Source organism: Mucilaginibacter sp. P4_G9 (genome assembly GCF_056400985.1).
The window spans coordinates 1-20,306 of record NZ_JBFUKF010000058.1; the positions used below are offsets into that span (position 1 = coordinate 1).

The 20,306-nt window shown below is 43.4% G+C and carries 14 protein-coding genes and 1 tRNA gene; 5 read left to right on the plus strand and 10 right to left on the minus strand.

The features are described from left to right. Positions 1–361 precede the first annotated feature (361 nt). Positions 362–2,989: a sigma-54-dependent Fis family transcriptional regulator gene (locus AC1DPZ_RS07835; protein WP_477402428.1), complete on the minus strand. Its 2,628-nt coding sequence runs from the start codon at positions 2,987–2,989 to the stop codon at positions 362–364. A gap of 73 nt (positions 2,990–3,062) precedes the next feature. Next, positions 3,063–3,500 (minus strand): two-component regulator propeller domain-containing protein, encoded by a 438-nt coding sequence (locus tag AC1DPZ_RS07840; RefSeq protein ID WP_477402429.1) that lies wholly within the window; start codon positions 3,498–3,500, stop codon positions 3,063–3,065. A gap of 821 nt (positions 3,501–4,321) precedes the next feature. Here AC1DPZ_RS07840 and AC1DPZ_RS07845 point away from each other — a divergent pair. Then, complete coding sequence (locus tag AC1DPZ_RS07845; protein ID WP_477402430.1) at positions 4,322–6,025, plus strand: cellulase family glycosylhydrolase; 1,704 nt, start codon at positions 4,322–4,324, stop codon at positions 6,023–6,025. A 236-nt stretch (positions 6,026–6,261) separates the two neighbouring features. Here the strand turns inward: AC1DPZ_RS07845 and AC1DPZ_RS07850 are convergent. Beyond that, positions 6,262–6,335 (minus strand) — tRNA-His (locus AC1DPZ_RS07850). 116 nt (positions 6,336–6,451) lie between these two features. Between AC1DPZ_RS07850 and AC1DPZ_RS07855 the strand changes: the two genes are divergently transcribed. Both AC1DPZ_RS07855 and rnhA read left to right on the plus strand, forming a co-directional pair. Further along, the gene (locus AC1DPZ_RS07855; protein ID WP_477402431.1) at positions 6,452–8,542 is read left to right on the plus strand and encodes a heavy metal translocating P-type ATPase; all 2,091 of its coding nucleotides are present in this window, start codon (positions 6,452–6,454) and stop codon (positions 8,540–8,542) included. A gap of 83 nt (positions 8,543–8,625) precedes the next feature. After that, positions 8,626–9,096 carry a ribonuclease HI gene (gene rnhA, locus AC1DPZ_RS07860; protein WP_477402432.1) on the plus strand — a complete coding sequence of 157 codons (471 nt, stop codon included), beginning with the start codon at positions 8,626–8,628 and terminating at the stop codon, positions 9,094–9,096. Between the two features lie 168 nt (positions 9,097–9,264). Here the strand turns inward: rnhA and AC1DPZ_RS07865 are convergent, their stop codons facing one another. Continuing rightward, positions 9,265–9,759 (minus strand): metallophosphoesterase family protein, encoded by a 495-nt coding sequence (locus AC1DPZ_RS07865; RefSeq protein WP_477402433.1) that lies wholly within the window; start codon positions 9,757–9,759, stop codon positions 9,265–9,267. Between the two features lie 236 nt (positions 9,760–9,995). On the opposite strand from AC1DPZ_RS07865, the gene AC1DPZ_RS07870 reads away from it, so the two are divergent. Continuing rightward, on the plus strand, positions 9,996–10,658 hold the full coding sequence (locus tag AC1DPZ_RS07870) for a hypothetical protein (RefSeq protein WP_477402434.1): 663 nt from the start codon (positions 9,996–9,998) through the stop codon (positions 10,656–10,658). 19 nt (positions 10,659–10,677) lie between these two features. Here the strand turns inward: AC1DPZ_RS07870 and AC1DPZ_RS07875 are convergent, their stop codons facing one another. The 4 genes from AC1DPZ_RS07875 to gatB all read right to left on the minus strand — a co-directional run bounded on the left by AC1DPZ_RS07875 (position 10,678) and on the right by gatB (position 15,214). After that, positions 10,678–11,385, minus strand: coding sequence for a tRNA1(Val) (adenine(37)-N6)-methyltransferase (locus AC1DPZ_RS07875; protein WP_477402435.1), 708 nt, complete (start codon positions 11,383–11,385; stop codon positions 10,678–10,680). A 410-nt stretch (positions 11,386–11,795) separates the two neighbouring features. Continuing rightward, positions 11,796–12,485, minus strand: a complete 690-nt coding sequence (locus AC1DPZ_RS07880; RefSeq protein WP_184542371.1) for a response regulator transcription factor — start codon at positions 12,483–12,485, stop codon at positions 11,796–11,798. A 97-nt stretch (positions 12,486–12,582) separates the two neighbouring features. Further along, positions 12,583–13,743 (minus strand): redoxin domain-containing protein, encoded by a 1,161-nt coding sequence (locus AC1DPZ_RS07885; protein ID WP_477402436.1) that lies wholly within the window; start codon positions 13,741–13,743, stop codon positions 12,583–12,585. Between the two features lies 1 nt (position 13,744). Further along, the gene (gene gatB, locus AC1DPZ_RS07890; protein ID WP_477402437.1) at positions 13,745–15,214 is read right to left on the minus strand and encodes an Asp-tRNA(Asn)/Glu-tRNA(Gln) amidotransferase subunit GatB; all 1,470 of its coding nucleotides are present in this window, start codon (positions 15,212–15,214) and stop codon (positions 13,745–13,747) included. Between the two features lie 873 nt (positions 15,215–16,087). Between gatB and AC1DPZ_RS07895 the strand changes: the two genes are divergently transcribed. Then, complete coding sequence (locus AC1DPZ_RS07895; RefSeq protein WP_477402438.1) at positions 16,088–16,627, plus strand: hypothetical protein; 540 nt, start codon at positions 16,088–16,090, stop codon at positions 16,625–16,627. Between the two features lie 206 nt (positions 16,628–16,833). Here the strand turns inward: AC1DPZ_RS07895 and AC1DPZ_RS07900 are convergent, their stop codons facing one another. Beyond that, positions 16,834–17,064, minus strand: coding sequence for a hypothetical protein (locus AC1DPZ_RS07900; RefSeq protein ID WP_477402439.1), 231 nt, complete (start codon positions 17,062–17,064; stop codon positions 16,834–16,836). Between the two features lie 417 nt (positions 17,065–17,481). Then, positions 17,482–20,214 carry an alanine--tRNA ligase gene (gene alaS, locus AC1DPZ_RS07905; RefSeq protein ID WP_477402440.1) on the minus strand — a complete coding sequence of 911 codons (2,733 nt, stop codon included), beginning with the start codon at positions 20,212–20,214 and terminating at the stop codon, positions 17,482–17,484. Between the last annotated feature and the right edge of the window lie 92 nt (positions 20,215–20,306).

Here is a 20,306-nt window from a genome sequence, read left to right on the forward strand (position 1 = left end):
CTATATATCCCGATATAAATTGATTTTTCTTCAAAAAAGTGTATTTATAGTGAAGACAGGAACACTATATAGAAATTAACCAACAAAGAAAAAAGAAGTAAATCACTTTGCGTCTTAGCGTCTTTGCGCGAGATAAATTCAGATATCGAACTACAGTTCGTTAGCTCAATTTTAATCGTAAGTTAATATTTGGATTTATAATGTTGATTATCAGCCGCATAAGTGTTCCGCTCTTTGTTGGTTTTTAAAAAGCTTAAGTTGTTGATAATCAGTCGCAATGCGTTCCAAAGCGTTCGGGGTGTTCCACTGCGCTCAAATGGAACACTTAATAAATCAAATTTAAACAGCTTCTAAGAATTTATCAGGCAAAATAATCGCTCTTGCTGATGCCTAACTTTTTCATTTTGGAGTGTAAAGTATTTCCGGGAATTTTCAAAATCTCGGCAGCACCGCCTGCACCTGAAATTTTGCCGGCACATCGTTTCAATGCTTCAATAATATAACTACGTTCAACTTCCTCCAACGACCGGTTTAAGAGATGCACCTCGTCTTGCTTTTCGGTATTCATATTCCTGGGAATATATACATCTTGCAAAACACCGTCGGTTGTTAATAATATGCTGCGTTCCAGTAAATGCTCCAATTCCCGCACATTACCCGGCCAGGTATAGCTGCGTAATTGCTGTATTACAGTTGGCGCAATTTTCCTGATCTTGCGGCCGGTACTTCTACTGTGTTTTTGTACAAAAAAATGAGCGAGCGGTTCAATGTCCTCCGGCCTGTCACGAAGAGGAGGCAGGTTGATAGGAAATACATTTAGCCGAAAATACAGATCCGGGCGAAAGCGGTTCGCCTTTACCTCTTCTTCCAGGTTGCGGTTGGTTGCTACAATCAGCCTTACATCTATCTTTATGGTCTGTTTACCACCAATTCGTTCCAGTTCGCGCTCTTGTATTACGCGTAACAACTTGGCTTGTGCTTCAAGTGGCAGTTCGCCAACTTCATCCAGAAACAGCGTGCTATTGTTAGCCAGTTCAAATTTACCTATGCGTCGGTCGGTGGCCCCTGTAAAAGCCCCCCTTTCATGACCAAACAATTCACTTTCGATAAGATTTGCCGGCAATGCAGCGCAATTAACTTTTACCATCAGTTTGTCTCCGCGCGGAGACGCATTGTGAATACCTCTTGCGATTAATTCCTTTCCGGTGCCGGTTTCGCCAGATACCAGCACGGTGGTATTAGAATCCGTTACCAATGACATCAAGCGATATACTTTTTGCATTTGGTCGCCGCTGCCAATTATTTCCGAGAAGTTGTAAATGGTTTTGATCTGCTCTTTCAGATAATCATTTTCTACTTCCAGCTGCTTTTTGTAGGCCAGCAATTTTTCGTTAGCCTGTATATTGGCAACAGCAACAGATATTTGAGCACATATCCCTTTCAGCAGCAACTGGCTTAGCCGGTTTGCCAGCAGCCAGATGGTGCCTATGTTTTTGTCGCCCACACGTAATGGCAGGGCGTACATATTTCTTAGGCCGGTTGTTTTCCACAGCTTTGCGTATGTATTACCGGTTTTTAATTCTTCTTCCACGTTAAACACCAATCCATCCTCACTTGCAAGCACCTGCGCCGTGTATGTTTCTTCAATGGTGACCCGGTTGGCTAAGCTCTTACCGTAAGATGTTTGGGCTTTATCAAACAACGTACCGTCAAACATAAATGGGGTCAGGTGAAAGCCGTCATCATCTATCACCCGCAGCATGGCAAGCTTTGTATGCATTGTTTTATCCAACACCCTGAAAATAGCATTCTGCAGATCCAGCTTCGTTCTCGACTGTGTAATATCATTGCTGAAATTAAGCAGAAAGGCCTGTTCCTCCTGTTTTTTATTGATTTGCTCATGAGCCAAAATATTAGCCATAGCAATGGATATTTGAGCGCAAATACCTTGCAACAGCTGAACATTAATCTCCCCGATGTCGAGGAACAAAATTCCAAGGTTCGTTTCCCCGTTACGCAACCGGATACCTACAATGTCCTTAAACCCCATCCCCTTCCAATATTGTAAATAAGCTGAGGTGATCCCGCGTTGTATTTCCCTGTCTATGTTAAATAATAAAGGGATTGAGCTATTTAACACACGATTTTGAAGTCCGTCATTAATGGGGTACCTGGCCTTCTCAAGCGCACTCACTATTTTGGGATCTTGTGCCTTTTGAAGATCGTACACATAAGGGCTCATTGTCGTTTGGTCTTCATTGATCCGACGAATGACAAAGCCACCCGGTGGATTTAATTTGCTTAATGCGGTGCGGAYGGCGCCGGCCAACTCTTCCTTCGTCCTTACGGTTACGATATCGCTGCTAAAGTCAAGAAGGAATGATTTTTCTTTTTCCTTGTCAAGCAGCTCCTCATTTTTAATAATATTGGATACAGCACTCGACAACTGGGGTATAATACCTTTAATAATGCTCCGAAATTCGTTGCTAAAACTGCCAGGTTTATCTGAATAAATATGAATAAAGCCCATGGGCTTTCCTTCTTTCATAAGCCGCGTCATCAAAATTTCTCTTACACCTTCTTCGTAATTAACGCGGAGAAAAGCGGGGCTTTGCGGCTTGTCCATTATATCTTCCAGCAGAAAAGATACAGGTTCTTCTGCCTGCAATACCGACTGGATAAAGGGCTCGTTCAGGGAAAAATGAGACTTCACCATTTCCTGGTATCTTGGGTGCGACCGGATCGGAGACCCTTCATTATCCAGCAAAAAAGGGACATATGTTTCGTCCTTGTAGTCAATCAGGGTAACAATTGTATGGGTAAAGTAGAATAACCCTTTGATCCTTTTTTTAAAAAGCACGATAAGATCATTCTTGTCCCGAACCCGGGTAATATCATTTCCCAGTTCCAACAAGATCCTTCTTTCCTGCTCAAGTCCGGCTATTGAGGGCGCCGGCAAATCTGATTCAGAAAGTTTTGTCTTTTTCATGATGGCAATTTATGGAAATTACAAACGGATGTTTCCGCCCTGTTGCTGTTGCCCAAATATGCACACTGTTTTATCACCAAACAAAAAACGCTCCACATTTATCGGGGCTTTCCCAGGCAAACATAGCTCCTTTATAGCCATGTGCAAATGCATTTTGCTTTGCCGCACCTAAACGCTGATAACGGTATTCAACAAAAGATTTGGCTATCTCGGGATGCAATACCAGCAAGCCGGGATACATCCATAAATCAGCATCCCAAAATACGTGACCATTATAGCCAAGCCCCGACAGCCCCATTGGCGAAGGCGAATAAGCGCTGCCGACACGGAATACTTTAAAAGTATAACCGTCGTAACGGTTAAGTCCCGATGCTATACCGAACCACATGAAGCCTTTGGGATCTTTAAATATGCAATTAACCTGGTTGTGAGACAGTCCGTTGCCCGTATTGAGCCGTGAAAATTGGTATTGGCTGTTTTGCGCAAAATTGTTCGTGTAAGCAAAAAACAATGCTGAAACGACAATATAAAGTTTTAAACGTATTAAAATTTAGTTGAGATCTTCAAAATCAGGAATCCGGCCCTCGGCAAGCCGGTACACTACCGTAGCATAAAAGTAAGATAAATTCGCAATTAACGATATAAAATTGTCGATTCCGTTATTTGATCAGCGGAAAATAAACAACCTACCTCTGAAGCAAACGAGTTACCAATGCTATGGTACGGGCCATGCCTGAGCTTACAGTGAAATAAAGCTTGTTACAGGTTGTCGTTTAGGAGGCTATTCGGATCATCCGGTTAAAAAAAGCGACGACACGACCTTAGTTACAGTTGAGAAATTAACATTKAGCGCCCTATTTTCTAACTTTTGTGCCCCATCATTCAATTATTTCTTCTGTAGTTTTACTACACAATTAATAAACCTGGTRCCAATTCAAATATTGTTAAYTAAAACATGCCCGTTRTTCYAAYGGCTGTATTATGTTGACTTTAAWTGCATTGTTTTCATTAATTGTMCTTCTGCATCGAAAAACAAGATTTAACCAATTAAACAAATAAACCGGTTCAGGCCCGTTTTATCCTATCGAAAAATGAAACKAATGTTAAACTYCGCCTTATGCGGAAYGGCAACTGCYTTATYATTATTTTTTTTAATACCCCATTGGCTAAAGGCAGTTATCAACATAACTGCCTATACCAATAGCTGTATAAACCTTAAAGGTAATGATAAATATATCCTCGTTTTACCTGGCTGTCTGACACTTTCACACGCAATTAACCAATTTATTAATAGCGGCAGATTTAAATATCGCCAACCTAACCATTTTTTTTATGAAGAAAACTTTAAGTTATTTTTTATGCATTCTTGCAATCCCGGCATTGACAAGATGCACGAAGCCACAAATCGCTTCTCCGGATGTTAAACCGCTTGCTAAAACGAGTGCTAAGGCGTTCGCCATCACCAGCTATCCGAATTACAACATTTCGCCGCTTGCACCTGACCAAACCGGGATGACAAGTACAGCAACTCAAATTGCTGCAAATATGACGTTAGGTATTAATATTGGCAACACCCTGGAAGCCCAATATAACGAAAACGCGTGGGGAAACCCCAATATTACCCAGGCACTCATTGACAGCTATAAACAAAGAGGGTTTAACGCTATAAGGATTCCTTGCAATTGGAATTGGTCACATGTACCGGATTCAACAACTGCAAAAATAGACCCGGCCTGGCTTGCCCGTGTGCAGCAGGTTGTGCAATACTGTGTTAACGATGGGATGTATGCGATATTAAATATACATTATGACGGCGGATGGTTGGAGAACAATTGCACAACCACCGCCCAGGCTGCAGTTAATGCCAAACAAAAAGCACTTTGGGAACAAATTGCAACACAAATGCGTGGTTTTGATCAACACCTGATTTTTGCCAGCGCGAACGAACCTAACTCCGCAACGGATAGCACAGGGATGAGAGTTCTGCTTTCTTATCATCAAACTTTTATCAACGCGGTGAGGTCAACCGGCGGGCACAATAGTTACAGGACGCTGGTAATCCAAGGCCCCAAAGGAGGTGATATGGTTTATACGAACAATCTGATGAACACAATGCCAACAGATCCGGCATCCAACCGTTTGATGGTGGAAATCCATAACTACACTCCCTGGAACTTCTGTTTGATGGACGCGGACGCATCATGGGGTAACGCTTTTTATTATTGGGGCGCGGGATATCACACCACCTTCGATGTTGCGCACAATCCTTACTGGGGCGAGGAATCAACCCTTAGCGGATATTTCCAAACGATGAAGACAAAATTCGTTGACCATGGCATCCCGGTAATAATGGGCGAATTTGCAGTAATGGACCGAAATCTTGCGGGAGACTCTTTAAACTTCAATCTTGCTTCCAGAGCGTATTGGTATAATTTTTGTATGCACCAGGCATCGGCAAACGGGATACTACCATTTCTTTGGGACACCGGGTCTCTCATCAACAGATCGACTTACGCCGTAAAGGATCAACGGGATTTGGCGGCCCTTTTACAAGGCGCACAAACTGGCGCATCTCCTGCATTTCAGGTTGGYGGTGTGTACCAGATTATCAATAGGTATAGTTTTAAGCCTTTAGAGATCCAAGGTTGGGGAACTGCAAATGGGGCGTTGGCAGATCAATGGGATTATGTGGCCGGAGCAAATCAGCAATTTAAAGTGCAAGCCGCAGCAAATGGCGGCTACCTGTTAACGCCTATGCACGTTAGCGGGAAGTGTTTAGAGGTATGGGGTTGGTCTGTCGCTAACGGCGGCGCCGTGGATATGTGGGATTATACAGGTACAGGCGGACCCAATCAAAACTGGTTAATTCAGCCAACCTACGATGGATTCTATAAAATCATCAACGTAAATAGCGGAAAAGCCCTGGAAGTTACTTTAGGGACTGATCCCGCAGTTCCATTCAGAAATGGTAGTGCGGTAGACCAAAATGATTACTATGGGGGCAAAAATCAGCAATGGGGTTTTGTGAAAATATAAGGTAAATACAAAGCAATTAAGTTATTTCATCAATTGCCAAAAATCTCTAATACCTCTGTTTTAAATGAGGTGTTAGAGATTTTTTGTTAGGTATTGATGGCTTGAATGATTTGTGCTGGTCAGATAGGCGGGGCTTTCATAAAAATTCGGCTTGATCTGTTGTATTTTTATCGAAAATCTGTCCTGAGGGTATAAAAAAAGCCCTTCTACTGCTGTAAAAAGGCTTTTTAGAACTGGGTAAATGATGGGGCTCGAACCCACGACCCTCGGTACCACAAACCGATGCTCTAACCAACTGAGCTACATCTACCGTTTGGAGAGTGCAAAAATAGAAATCTCCGGGCTATTTGCAAACTCTTTTTAAAATTACATTCAGTTTACCTGTTTTATTTAGAACGATTTTAATTAATACCTAAATTTGTATCCATGGCTGAGCAACTGATTGAACTGAATGTGACTGGGATGCATTGTAACAATTGCGCCATGTCTATCCATAAACTCCTCGAAAAAAAAGGGTTACAAAATATACTGGTTGATTTTGCCAGTGAAGAAGTAAAATTCTCTACCAGCGACGATTCCAAATTACCCGAAGTTATCAAAGGGATAGAAAATTTGGGTTTCAAAGTAATTGATGATATCGGGCAACATTCACCTGCATTTTACGAGAAGGTGGAGAACAAATTTATCTTCTGCGCCATATTTACAGCGCCGCTTTTACTCCATATGTTGCTCTCCTGGCATTTTTTACACCACCCTTTAGTACAGCTGTTATTATGCCAGCCTGTTTTTATTGTAGGCTGCCTGCATTTTGGTAAAAGTGCATGGAGCTCGGTTAAAGGAGGTATCCCTAATATGGATGTGTTGATATTTATCGGGTCAACTTCAGCTTTTATATATAGCCTGGTAGGTACTATCCAAAACCTGGGTGCGCAATACCAGTTTTATGAAACCTGCGCCACTATTATAACGCTGGTGCTACTTGGCAACGTATTAGAGAAGCGTTCTGTAACCCAGACTACTTCGGCAGTAAAAGATCTTATTAAATTTCAGCAGGTAAATGCAAACCGGGTTATAAACGGCAGTGTGGAGGTAATAAGCGCCCGGGAAGTTCGGCCCGGCGATACGCTGTTAGTAAACCAAGGTGATAAGATTCCCGTTGATGGCGAAATACTTTCTGGCAGCGCATCCGTTGATGAAGCTATGCTTACGGGCGAAAGTATCCCCGTTGAAAAAGAAAAATATGACAAGGTGATAGGAGGCACCATTCTGCTTAACGGCAATTTCCATATGCTGGCAACTAAAGTGGGCTCAAATACCATCCTGTCGCAAATCATCGACCTGATGAAAAAAGCGCAGGCCGCCAAACCTCCTGTGCAAAAGTTGGGTGATAAAGTAGCCTCCATATTTGTCCCGGCAGTAATATTGATAGCCCTTGCTACTTTCATGCTCACCTATTTTGCTGGTGATGCAGGTATGCAAAAATCTCTTATGAACGCTATTGCGGTGCTTGTAATATCCTGTCCATGCGCCATGGGTTTGGCTACCCCTACCGCCGTTATGGTTGGTTTGGGCCGCGCTGCCAAAAGCGGTATACTCATAAAGGGCGGGGATACCATTGAAGCCGTTGCCCACACTAAATATGTGGTATTTGATAAAACCGGAACACTTACTACCGGTAAGTTCAGTATTAATGAGATTAAAACAGAGCCGGATATCGATATAAAGCTCATAAGGGGTATTATTACTGCGATTGAGGAACGATCAAACCATCCTATTGCAAAATCATTGGTTGGTGGTTTAAAAAAACTACCCCAGCAAAAGGTGATCCTCAAGATAGCTAAAGAGGAAAAAGGTTTAGGTATGCGTGCCGAAGATGTAGAAGGCAATCATTACTTTTTGGGCACAGCCAAGCAAAATACCAAAGATCACTTCAACCTTTCGCTCTACAAAAATCAACAGCTGCTTGCGCAGATAGCAATTGATGATGAAATAAAGCCCGAAACAGCATCCCTGATTGCCAAACTTAAAAAGATGGGCATAACCCCTATACTTTTAAGCGGTGACAAAAAGAACCGCTGCCTGAAGTTAGCCAGCCAGATTGGCATTACCGAGGTACATGCCGAAAAATTACCAGATGAAAAACTCCAGGTTATTGACATCTACAAGCAAAAAGGAAAAACCGTTATGATAGGCGACGGTATCAACGATGCTCCCGCCCTCACCAAAGCCGATGTAGGTGTATCAATGAACGATGCCAGCCAGGTAGCCATCCAATCGGCCAGTGTGGTGCTGCTTAATACCGATCTGCATTCGGTTATTAAGTTTTTACAGATCAGTAAACATACGCTGCTTACCATTAAGCAAAACCTCTTTTGGGCATTTGCTTATAATATTATAGCTATCCCTGTTGCCGCCTTCGGCTTTTTAAACCCAATGGTTGGCGCTTTTGCCATGGCATTCTCGGATGTGGTGGTGATTGGTAATTCATTGAGATTGAAGGTGAAAAAAGTAGATTAGCCCCCTGAAGGAGGAGCATTTGATCAGCACGATAAAATATTTACTATCATTTCCCCTTTGGGAGGCTTTACTATATTTGCGTCATGATTGAGATTTTTACAGATGGTGCATCAAGCGGCAATCCGGGTCCCGGGGGGTATGGGGTGATACTGCGTTCGGGTAAGCATTACAAGGAGCTGTCGGAAGGGTTCCGCAAAACTACCAATAACCGTATGGAACTGATGGCTGTTATAAAAGGTCTCGAATCTATAAAAAGCCCTAATCAGCAGGTAATGATCTTCTCCGACTCTAAATACGTTATCGATTCCATCGAAAAAAAATGGCTGCTGGGCTGGGTAAAAAAGGGTTTTGCAGGTAAAAAAAACAAAGATCTCTGGATGCGCTACTTAGAAGTAAGCAAACTGCACCAGGTAAAATTCACCTGGGTGCGCGGCCATAACGGCCACCCCGAAAATGAGCGTTGCGACCAGTTGGCAGTCGCCGCCGGCAAACAAACCCCATTGCTTATCGATTCGGTTTTTGAAGTTGAGAACGCTAAAGCGAGGTTACTTTAAGCAACTTTTTAAAATTCAGCTTTTGGGAAAAAGCAACCAATAATCTTCATAAAAGTGTGATGAATATTCAAAAAAACACTAAAAAAATCGAGAAAAATCTATAAAAATTGCAGCTTTTTTTAGTTTAATAAGTTTTTACATTTTTTGCCCTAAATTCGGGGTTATCCGCTATCGTCCGGCCAGCTCAATAACCTGCAGGTCCTGGATCTTATCGCCATCAATATTAAAACGCATCAGGGTACGCACCTTATGCCAGCCTTGTTTACCGGCTGCGCCGGGGTTAAGGTGCAGGCACCCTATCTTTTTATCATGCATTACTTTCAGGATATGGGAGTGCCCGGTAATAAACAGCTTTGGCGGATTGCTGTATATCTCATTCTTAATATTCTGGCTATACCTGCCGGGGTAGCCGCCAATGTGTGTTATCCAAACGTCTACGCCTTCGCAATTAAAGCGCAGGTGTTCGGGGTAAACTGCTCTTATATCTTTGCCATCTATATTACCATAAACGCCTCTCAGCGGTTTAAATGCCGCCAGCTTATCTGCAAGCTCAAGCGTACCAAAATCGCCGGCATGCCAGATTTCATCACAGTTATCAAAATGTTTAAAAACGGCATCATCCAGGAAGCTATGGGTATCAGATATAAGGCCTATGCGCGTCATAGGGCAAATATAGACACAAGATGCAAGAGACAAGGGACAGGAGGCAGAAAAACCATATCGATTAACATACTGTATGCCGATAGCCGATTTTTCGTTTTTCGCTTGATTCGCGATAACTGGTAAATACTTTACAGCCGGTATACAATTATTGATCCAAATAGTTTTAACTGTTAAAAATACAGTGAAACTATTTTACATTAGATGTACGTATAAATATTTAAAATAAAGGCCTGTATATGAGAAATTTGCGCAACAAAATTTTTGCTTTCCTGTTTTTAACCGCGGCAATCAGCGGCTGTAAATTGGATGGTGATGTTTTACCGGCTGATGCCGTACTAAGCAGTGCAAATCCCATTAATACTACCAGCGAGTATTATTTAAAAGGCACCTTAAACGGCCAGGCTGTAAACTGGCCGGTAACCGGCGATGTTAACGGCTGGTTTACCGGATCGGGCTCTGCTACTTCAAATAATGCAGGGGACATTACCGGCAGTCTTAGCGCGTTAATAACAGCTGCCAAAGCCCAGAATCCAGCATTCGAAGTTGAATTTGGGATGTTTCACGTTTTACCTACCGATGTGAAATCAACCATATTTAATGCTTTTATTCAACCGGGTCCCTTTATCTTCGGAACAGATAATAATGCCATTGATGCTAAATTTATTACCATATCCTATACCGACAGCCAGGGGAACTTTTATACAAGCGCCACAGGAACGCAAACCGGCAGCACTGCAAATGTTATATCGGTAACGCCGGTACCCGCGGGATTGGGCACTAATGAAAGCCTGAAAATTAAGCTTACATTTAGTTGTACCTTATACCCAACAATCGCAACGGCCGCTTCATTAACATTAACAAATGCCGAAACTACCGTGCTACTGGAAAATCTTTTGTAAGATCAGCATATATTATAATCTAAAAAATTGTCAAAAACTCCTTTAATATTTGCTGATAGCCTTCACTATAAACCTTTGGAGCATTGTAAATAACAAATTTTTCTTTCACAACTATTTGCCGTGGACTCAATCCCAAAAACAGTATCTCGCGGTGCGCTTCATCACTTTCAAAAGAATATACATTGATTATCTTTTGCAGATGAAGTCCAAATCCCGAGGCCAGGCCTTTAATCAATCCGGCGGTATCCGGCGGCAGCACCAGACAGCAAACTCCTTTATTGTTAAGGTGCACAGAAACCGCTTCCAGCAATTCCTTAAAAAAACCACCGTCCGCATGTTTAGCCAAATTCTTTTTTGCGCCGGGCGATCGCAGGGAGTTGATATAGAACGGTGGATTAGAAACGATCAGATCATACTTCCTATCGGGATAAGCAACAAAAAACGCCTCAAAACCTGATGGATAAAGTGTAAGCCGGCCGGCAAAAGGAGTGTTCTTAAAATTGTTCCGGGCTGTTGCCGCGGCAGCTTCATCAATCTCAACAGCGTCAATTTGGGCATTGGGAAAGCGCTGGGCCAGCATCAGGGCTATTACGCCTGTGCCAGTGCCTATATCTAAAACGGACGCAGGGGCATCAGCATCTGCCAACACGCCAAGCAGTACACCATCGGTATTCACCTTCATGGCGCAGCCGCTTTGGTCAACGCTGAATTGTTTGAAATGGAACATCGGGGCTAAACTAAGAAACTGTTTTTAAATAAATGAATAAACAGACCGTCATTGCGAGGTACGAAGCAATCCCCAACCTACAGGGTAACTATGCAAATCCGATCTGTATTTTGGGATTATTAATGTTGTATTTTTGTTTTTATAGGTATTAATGAGCTCCCTGCGGTCGGTTATCTTCGTCGTACCTCCTCGCAATGACGATCACGAGGAGGTTGTGGTATCCATACATCTCATTAATGCTTTTTCCAGCATTTTTCTGGTGGGTACCTCACAATAACAACGGGACAGTTGTTTCACCAACGTATAAAAACATCAACGCAAAACAAAGCCCCGATCTTCTTTTAAAAAATCAGGGCTTCAAATATGCTAATCAAAAAGTTCTCCGCCAGCCGGCGGAGGTTAGGGGGCTTCTAAGCCTCAAACTTGTACCCTACACCTTTTACGGTAGCTACACAGTCGTCGCCCAGTTTTTCACGCAGTTTGCGGATGTGCACATCAATGGTACGGTTGGTTACCACTACCGAGTCTTCCCATATGTTTTTCAGGATCACTTCGCGGGTGTATACCTTGCCCGGTTTTGAGGCCAGCAGGTATAATAGTTCAAATTCTTTTTTGGCTAATACTACCTTAACACCCTTTTGGTACACCAGGTAGGCTTCGCGGTCAATTACCAAATCGCCTATTTCCAGTTTGTTATCTGGTGCTTCTTCGGCAGGAGCATTGCGGCGCAATATGGCGTTTATACGGCTTACCAGGGCACGTGGCTTAATTGGTTTGGCTATATAATCATCGGCGCCCACGTTAAAGCCTGCAATTTCCGAGTATTCTTCACTGCGGGCAGTTAAAAACACCATAAAGGTATTTTTAAATTCAGGCATGGTACGCATAATGCGGCAGGCCTCGATGCCGTCCATCTTGGGCATCATAATGTCAAGTACAATAAGATCAGGTAGTGATTTCTTGGCCTCGGCTACGGCTTCCTGACCGTTGCGGGCCAAAAACACCTGGTAGCCTTCTTTTTTAAGGTTGTATTCTATCAACTCTAAAATATCCGGTTCATCATCAACAATAAGAATTTTCTGTTTTGGAGAGCTGCTCATGATGCGTTAATTTTTTTGTATAAAAGTATACACTTTACAAAAGCTTAAAGTTACCACAATATTAACAAATTGTTAAAGGTTACGTTATGTTAACGTTTTATTGAACCTTATTGAACGTTTTGTTTAAAAAAGCTTCCAGATCGGCCCCCGTAATATTTTTTGCAACGATGTTTCCCTGCGGATCGATGATGAAATTTGATGGGATAGCCTCTATATGATAAAGTGTTTCTGTTGGGCCCTCAAAACCATTCAAATCAGACCCATGCGCCCACGTAAGCTTATCATCATTTATAGCTTTTTGCCATGCAGCTTTTTCTTTATCGAGCGATACACCTAATATATTAAAGCCCTTTGAATTGAAAGCGGCATATTGCTTTACCACGTTAGGGTTTTCCTGCCTGCAAGGCATACACCATGAGGCCCAAAAGTCAATCATTACGTATTTGCCCTTATAATCGGCCAGTTTAATTTCCTTACCATCAATACCGGTAGTTGTAAAATCGGGCGCTTTATGGCCAATGGAAACAGGTTTAATTTTTTCCATCTGCCTTACAAAGGTTTGCACACCGGGGTTATCCTTAAAATTCGCTTTAATATCATCGGCATAAGCAACCAGCTGCGGTTCAAATTTGTACACATCCAATGATGTTGCCGCATAAAAACCAGCTAACGAGGTTTTGTTATCATTCACAAATTTTAAAACGGCGGTACCGTAATCGGCCAGGTTTTTCTGGAATGTAGGCATGTATACCTTCAGCAACGAATCCGACTGTTTGCCAAGTTTTTGTGTTTTATCCTGGTATTCGGCAACCAGTTTCGAGTTCTTTTCGCCATAAAAGTTACTAATCTTGTTGAACTCCTTTATTTTTTCAGAGTCGTCAGAACCTTTAATGCTGTAAGTATGGGTGTTATCGTTATTGTCGGTTTCAAATTCAATATCATCGCCGTTTTTGGCAATCAGGTCGTACACGTTATTGGCCCCGGCAGATTGCTCGCCACCGCCCGCGCTGCCAATTCTTAATTTATACAGGTTGGCATAAGGGGCCACATGTTTAAACTGAAATTTGCCTTTTTCGCCCAGGGTGGTAGAGTCAACAACCCGTACCTGGGTACTATCGGCTTCTATTAAATACACCAGCTTTAAGCTGCCCGGATTTTTAATGGTACCATTTATAGTAAACTGCGAACTATCTTTACATGAATAAATAAACGCGCTTGAAAGCAGCAAACTGTAAACTGCTAAACTCTTTAACTTCATTCTATTTTGATTCTAATTCCTTGATCAATAACTGGTTTGTTTTCTGCGGATCGATCTTCCCTTTCGAGAGTTTCATGATCTCGCCCATAAACAGGCCTAAAACACCTTTTTTCCCTTTTTGATATTCCTTTACCTTATCAGGGAATTTGGCGATAGCCGCTTTAATAAATTCGCTTACATCGTCATTATCGGCGCTGATCAAAAGGTTAAGCTCTTTGGCCAGGTCCCCGGCTTTTTTGCCCGGTTCTTTGATCATGGCAGGGAATAACTTGTGCGAAGCTACAGAATTATTTATCACGCCTGCGTCAATTAGTTTGATAAGTCCGGCCAGGCCAGCCGGGGTAACAGCAAAGTTACCAATAGCTACACCATGATCATTCAGGTATGATTTTACGGCCCCCATCAGCCAGTTGGCCGCTGCTTTATAATGATCGGTTAGTTTTATCAGTTCTTCAAAATAATGGGCTACGTCCCTATCGGCAGTTATTACAGATGCGTCATAGGCCGAAAGCCCCAATTGCTCAACATATTTATGGTAAAGCTGGTTGGGTAATTCGGGCAGGCTGGCATGTATTTTATCTACATACTGCTTGTCAAGCATTAGTGGCATCAGGTCGGGTTCCGGGAAATAGCGGTAATCGTTAGCCATTTCTTTAGACCGCAGTACCGATGTTTCGCCTGTATCGGCATTAAAGTTAAGTGTGTTTTGATCAATATGGCCGCCATTTTCTATAACTTCCACCTGGCGGGCAAACTCGTGCTCAATGGCCCGTTGTACGTTACGGATGGAGTTAAGATTTTTCACCTCGCAGCGGTTACCATATTCGGTGGCGCCTTTTAATCTTACAGATATATTGGCATCGCAGCGCATGCTGCCTTCTTCCATATTACCATCGCAAATATCAAGGTAACGCAGTATTTTACGGGTTTCGGTTAAAAACTGGCCGGCCTCTTCGGCGCTGCGCATATCGGGCTGAGTTACAATTTCCAGCAGGGGTACGCCGGCGCGGTTCAGGTCGATAAGTGAATCGGCATGGTGCTGATCGTGCATACTTTTACCGGCATCCTCTTCCATGTGGATGTGGTGAATAGCGATATTTTTTTGCGTACCATCGGCAAGCTTTACAGGCACGTGTCCGCCAAGGCAAACCGGGGCATGATCCTGCGTTATCTGGTAGCCCTTAGGCAAATCGGCATAAAAATAATTTTTACGGGCAAAGCTATTATTCAGGTTGATGGTGCAGTTGCAGGCCAGGCCCATTTTTACCGCGTACTCAACCGCTCTTTTATTCAAAAAAGGCAAAGTACCTGGATGGCCAAGCGAAATGGCACTGATGTGGTGATTAGGTTCGGCACCAAAAGCAGCAGAATCAGGCGAAAACACCTTACTTAAAGTGGATAACTGGGCATGCACTTCAAGGCCAACAACCAATTCGTACTTTTCACTTATCCCGTTTGCGAAAACTGTCATAAAAATAAATTCAGCTGTGATTTGCTGATTGAATGTCAAATATATAAAAGTTAATACAGTGTAGATAGGTTTTGGCTTTTAAACAAGTAGAAAAAATATATTGCAGATGTGGTTGGTAGGGTATTGTGAATAGTGAGTTGTGAGCCGTGAGTGGAGAATTGTGCTTTGCATGTTGCATAAAATCCTTTTTCCTTATTCCAAAAATCTTTCATTTTTTGGGCGTTACCTGCGGCCCGGGCTATTCGTTCATACTACACAGGCCTTAATCCGCCAACTGGCGGACGGTATCCACTACTATCCCTAACGTAAATTTGTCTGAACCGGAATTTTGAGAATTAAAGAATTGATAGAATTTTAGCTGCTCGTTCTATCCAAAGCATTCATTTTCCCCAAAGTGTCAGCAGAACAGCTTCGGGTGAAAACGGGCAAAACAATGCCGGGCTGTGCGGCTGCAGGGCATAGGAAGTTTTTGCATGTTTAGGGTATGCGGGCAAGGGCAAAATAATTCCAGCCCAGGTTTTGCCCGTTTTGCAGGGTAAAGGCCCCGAGCRCAAAGAAGCATTTCTGCTGACTTGATTTTTGGTTACTTTTCATCAAGGAAAAGTAACTAGGCCCTCCCGCGGCCATGAGCGGGGCCAATGCTACTCAGTTAAAACGAAACATTTGAGCACCTAAATATATTCGCACTGTACAGAGCGAAGAAGCATAGCGGAGAGTAGATCCTTTACTATCGTTCAGGATGACAAAAAAGATTTCAGCAAACACCTCATGGATAGCCCTTAAACTTTTACTCATTAAACCTTTAACGCCCGCCGGGGTCTACCTGTAACACGGCACAATAATTGGATAGTGCTATATAGTTTAGAAGATACTATGAAAAAAATAATTTTAGGATTACTTGCAGGTGTTATTACCCTTGCAGCATCAACAACCGAAACAAAAGCACAGGTTAACGTAAGCGTACAAATTGGGGCATGGAACCCACCGCCAGCATATACAGGCGTGAATTACTACTATCTGCCCGATGTAGAAAGTTATTACTATGTGCCAACACACCAATATGTTTACCTTGATGGCGGCCAATGGGTATTCAGACCAGCTTTACCGCCCCGCTACGCCAGTTATGACATCCGCAGCGGCTATAAAGTAGCTGTTAACAGGCCCAGGGCATACACTTATTATAATGTTGACCGTACCCGCTATGCACGTTACAAGGGCGTACGCAACGTAATTGTCCGCGATCATTACCACACCAGGGTAGTAAACCGTACCGCTGTGCATGCCAAACCAAGAGCAATTACCCGTACAAGGGTTGTAAACCATACCCGTGTTGTACACGCCAGGCCGCAGCATGCCCGTGCTGCACAGCACAAGGCCAATAACGGCCAGCATAAAGGACACGACAAACACTAAGCATATACACGCTATAATAAAAAGACTGCCATTAGGTGGTCTTTTTTTGTTTATAGGGTGTTGTAAATGTTTGTAGTTAAATTATTTGGGGGGGACGTTACCGCCGATTGGCGGTCGGGCTATGCGCTACTACACAAGGCCTCAAACCCGGGCCGGTATCCGCTTCTATCCCTAACGCATTTGTTTGAACCGTGATTTTTAGGATTTTAGGAATCAAAAGCTTTCATTTTTCCCAAAGTGTCAGCAGAACAGCTTCGGGCGAAAACGGGCAAAACTATGCGGGTTTGTGCGGCTGCAGGGCATAGGAAGTTTTTGCATGCGTAGGGTATGCGGGTGAGGGCAAAATAATTCCAGCCCAGGTTTTGGCGGTTTTGCAGGGCAAAGGCCTTGAGCGCAAAGAAGCATTTCTGCTGACTTGATTTTTGGTTACTTTTCATCAAGGAAAAGTAACTAGGCCCTCCCGCGGCCATGAGCGGGGCCAATGTTGTCGATTACTGCATAATATCGTTAGAACCTGTATAGATGCGAAATAGCTACGTCGTTCCAACACCAATTGAGTGGCACGAAGCAAGCCCAAACTCTACAAAGTGGCCCGGCTAATCGGGGATTGCTTCGTACCTACCTATGACGTATTCGATTTTCAAGATGTAAAGGCCCTGTCAGTCTGAGCCTGTCGAAGACTCGCGCGGAGAGGCCTTTGCCCGCTATGCTTCGACAGGCTCAGCATGACAGCCCTTTTAGCAACGTCATGTCCCCTTCAGAGTTTCGCGAAATTTTACCACTCGCAATGACGGTTCTTTTTATCTTAATATCTTAGTCATAAACCGTGATATGTGGAGAACTTGCTTTATAGCTTACCCCACAAAACTCTTCGCCTTTGCCAAAGCATTATCCAAACCACTCACATCGCTGCCGCCAGCAGTTGCAAAAAATGGCTGACCACCGCCGCCGCCTTTTACTTCTTTGGCTAACTCTTTTACGATGTTACCGGCATGCAGGCCTTTTTCCTTTACCAGGTTTTCGGCAATCATTACGGTGATGCTTGGTTTGCCGTCGAAATCGGCAGCAAGCACCAGGAACAGGTTGGGTACGATATCTTTTAACTGGTAAGCCAGGTTTTTAACGGCCTCGGCGTTTGGCAAAGCCACTTTTTGAGCTATAAAGTTGACGCCATTTATAGCTTCGGCTTTTTGAGCCAGCTCATTTTTTAAGCCCGATGATTTTTCAAGGATAGATTTCTCGATCTCCTTTTTCAGCTTGCTGTTTTCATCCAGTAGGCTTTCCACGCTTTTTGACAGATCTTTTGGATTTTTAAGCAGATCCTTCAGCTGGTTAATCAGGAGGCTTTGGGTGGTGATATAAACCTCGGCAGCTACCCCCGTAATAGCCTCAATACGGCGAACCCCGGCGGCTACAGCGCTTTCGGTAATAATTTTGAAGAAACCTATTTGCCCGGTAGCCTGTACGTGCGTGCCGCCGCAAAGCTCCTTGCTAAATTCATCTTCGAAGGTAATTACACGTACATACTCGCCATATTTTTCGCCAAACAGGGCCGTTACACCACTGGTGATGGCCTCGGCATATAATACGCTGCGTTCTTCTTTCAGCGGGATGTTCTGGCGCACCTTTTGGTTCACGATAGCTTCTATCTGCCCCAGTTCCTCATCGGTAACTTTGGCAAAGTGCGAAAAATCAAAACGCAGGTAATCGCTGTTTACCAGTGAGCCTTTTTGATTAACGTGACTGCCCAAAACCTGTTTCAATGCGGCATGCAGCAGGTGCGTAGCCGAGTGGTTGGCATTGGTTTGTCCCCGTAAAGCAGGATCAACAATAGCAGTTAAAGCATCGTCGATATCCTCGGGCAGTTCATCTACATAATGAACCGTAAGGCCGTTCTCTTTCCTGGTATCGGTTACCAAAACAATCTCGCCATCAGGGAAAACAAGTTCGCCCTTATCCCCTACCTGGCCACCGCTCTCGGCGTAGAAAGGTGTTTTATCAAGCACAATCTGGTATTGCTCTTTACCCTTAGCCGTTACCTTGCGGTATTTCACCACATGGGCAACAGTTTCTGTTTCATCGTAGCCGGTGAAGATGGAGGTTTCGTCTTCTTTTAGGATGATCCAGTCGCCGGTATCAATGGCTCCGGCGGAGCGGGAACGCGTTTTTTGTTCTTGAAGAGCAGCTTCATAGGCTTCCATATTTACAGTCCAACCTATTTCACGAGCCATTAACTCGGTTAAATCGATTGGGAAACCATAAGTATCCGATAATTCAAAAGCTATCTTTCCGGGTATAGTTTTGGACATCAATTCATCAAAATTATCGTCTTGCCCACTGGTACCATGTTTAATATTTTTGTCGAAAATAACAAAGACTTTCTGATCCTTGTCTGTTTTCCCAACCATGGTTGTATATTCTTTGAAAATCTTTATACCTGCTGCTAGTGTTCTCAAGAAAGAAATCTCCTCCTCCAAAATCACTTTCTGCACAAAATCCTTTTGACTATACAAATTATCAAACACCCCTTTAAACTGGTTAGCCAACAAAGGCACCAACTGGTTAAAGAAAGGCTCTTTAAACTCTAATGTTTGATAGCTGTAACGCACAGCACGGCGTAAAATCCTGCGGATAACATAACCTGCTTTATTACTTGCCGGCAGCTGCCCATCGGCAATGGCAAAGCTGATGGCGCGAATATGGTCGGCTAATACGCGCATGGCAACGGCTTCGTTCCAGCCGGCATCGCCGGGCTTGGTTGCGCTGTTGTAGGTTTTGCCGCTCTTTTCAGCAATGAACTGGATCATCGGCTGAAAAATGTCGCTATCATAGTTTGATGTTTTGCCCTGCAGCACGCGTACCAAACGCTCAAAACCCATACCTGTATCTACGTGTTTGGCAGGCAATGGCTGCAATGCACCGCCTTTTAAGCGGTTAAACTGCATAAATACATTGTTCCAGATCTCAATCACCTGGTCATGGTCGGCATTTACAAGGATTACTCCGCTCACTTCAGCACGCTCGCTATCGGGGCGGCTATCGTAGTGGATTTCGGAACACGGGCCGCAGGGCCCGGTTTCGCCCATTTCCCAGAAGTTGTCCTTTTTGTTTCCGGGGAGAATATGATCTTCGGCAACCAGGGCTTTCCACAGGTCGTAAGTTTCGGTATCTTTTTCAAGGCCATCCTTTTCGTCACCTTTAAAATAGGTAACATACAGGCGGTCTTTAGGTAATTTATAAACTTCGGTCAACAGCTCCCAGCTCCAGGCAATGGCTTCTTTTTTAAAGTAATCGCCAAAGCTCCAGTTACCCAGCATCTCGAACATGGTATGGTGATAGGTATCAATGCCTACTTCCTCCAGGTCGTTATGCTTACCACTTACGCGCAGGCAGCGTTGGGTATCGGCAACGCGGGATGCTTTTGCAGGTGCTTCGCCCAAAAATATATCTTTAAACTGGTTCATCCCAGCGTTGGTGAACATCAGGGTTGGGTCGTTTTTTATTACAATTGGAGCAGAAGGAACGATGATATGTCCCTTGGAAACAAAAAAATCAAGAAAAGCCTGGCGTATTTCGGTAGCTGTCATAGTATATTATAATTGTAATATCGAAAACAAAGTTGAAGTGCAAAAGTGTGAATTTTTGTGTAGTAATGTATAGTTATATGAGATGAATTAAG